Consider the following 1,462-nt stretch of genomic DNA (forward strand, 5'->3'; position numbering starts at 1 on the left):
CATGGCCGCGCTGCTCGGCCCGATCCTGTTCGTCGTCATCGTGTTCGGCGGCCTCGGCTCGCTCCCCGGCGCCTTCATCGCTTCGCTCCTGATCGGCTTGATCCAGACCTTTGCGGTCGCGCTCAACGGTTCGCTCGCCAGCGTGTTCGGCCCGCTCGATCCGAGCCTCGGCCCCTCGCCGCTCACCGACATCTGGAACGTCACGATCGCGCAGATCGCGCCGATCCTGCCTTATGTGCTGCTGGTGCTGGTCCTGATCTTCCGCCCCATGGGCCTGTTGGGGACGCGCGAGTCATGACCAACGCTTCCACGCCCTCCATCGCCGCGGCCAAGCAGGAGCCCGGCAGCGCCCTGAGCTTCTATGGCGTCTGGCTCCTCGCCGCGGTCGCGCTGGTCGTGCTGCCGCTGGTGTTCGGCACCGGCGGCTCGCTGACCTCGTTCAGCCTGATCGGCATCGCGATCATCTTTGCGCTGTCCTACAACATCCTGCTCGGCCAGACCGGGCTGCTGTCGTTCGGACACGCGGTGCAGTACGGCCTCGGCGGCTTCCTCGCCGTGCATGTCATGAACGCGGTCGCGAGCCACAACTGGCCGGTCCCGCTGCCGGTGATCCCGCTGGTCGGCGGCATCGGCGGCATGGCATTCGCCCTCCTCGTCGGCTGGGTGATGACCAAGCGCGCCGGCACCGTGTTCGCGATGATCTCGCTCGGCATCGGCGAACTGGTCGCCTCGTCGTCGCTGATCCTGCGCAGCGTGTTCGGCGGTGAATCCGGCATCACCACCGACCGCACCTCGCTGATGCCGATGTTCGGCTGGACCTTCGGGCCGCAGATCCAAGTCTATTACCTGATCGCGTTCTGGGTGATGGTCTCGGCGATCGCGATGTATGCGCTGACCCGCACGCCGCTCGGGCGGATCTGCAACGCGGTGCGCGACAATCCGGAGCGCGTCGAGTTCATCGGCTACGATCCGCATGTGGTGCGCTATCTCGCCTACATGTTCGCCGGCTTCTTCGCCGGCATCGCCGGCGGGCTGACCGCGATCAATTTCGAGATCGCCAACTCGGCCTATCTCGGCGCGACGCAATCGGGCCTCGTGCTGTTCTCCGCGTTCATCGGCGGCACCGCTTATTTCTTCGGTCCGATCCTCGGCGCCATCCTCGTGACCTATCTGCAGCTCGGGCTGACCAGCGTCACCTCGGTCTGGCAGCTCTATTTCGGCATCATCTTCATCGGCATCGTGATGTTCGCACCCGGCGGCATCGCCGGCATCCTGATGAAGCACCGTCCGCTGATCCGCGCCGGAACGCTTCGTTCCGTGATCCCGTCCTATCTGGTCGCGGCGATCCCGACGCTGGCGCTGGCGCTCGGCATCATCCTGACCATCGAGACCGTTGCGCGCTTCTCGGGCGGCGATGTGATCAACCTGCTCGGCATCCCGTTCGTCGCCACGGCGCCGACGA

At 66.1% G+C, this 1,462-nt stretch carries 1 protein-coding gene and 1 pseudogene; both read left to right on the plus strand.

The genetic code is table 11. From position 1 onward, the window contains the following. Positions 1 to 298 (plus strand): annotated as a pseudogene (locus AKL29_RS45105) (branched-chain amino acid ABC transporter permease); the annotation flags it as partial. Further along, positions 295 to 1,462, plus strand: a 1,168-nt coding sequence (locus AKL29_RS19150) for a branched-chain amino acid ABC transporter permease (protein WP_430648883.1), incomplete at its 3' end; no start/stop codon positions are given. The pseudogene AKL29_RS45105 and the gene AKL29_RS19150, both read left to right, overlap by 4 nt.

This window comes from Bradyrhizobium pachyrhizi, assembly GCF_001189245.1.
Taxonomy (GTDB): domain Bacteria; phylum Pseudomonadota; class Alphaproteobacteria; order Rhizobiales; family Xanthobacteraceae; genus Bradyrhizobium; species Bradyrhizobium pachyrhizi.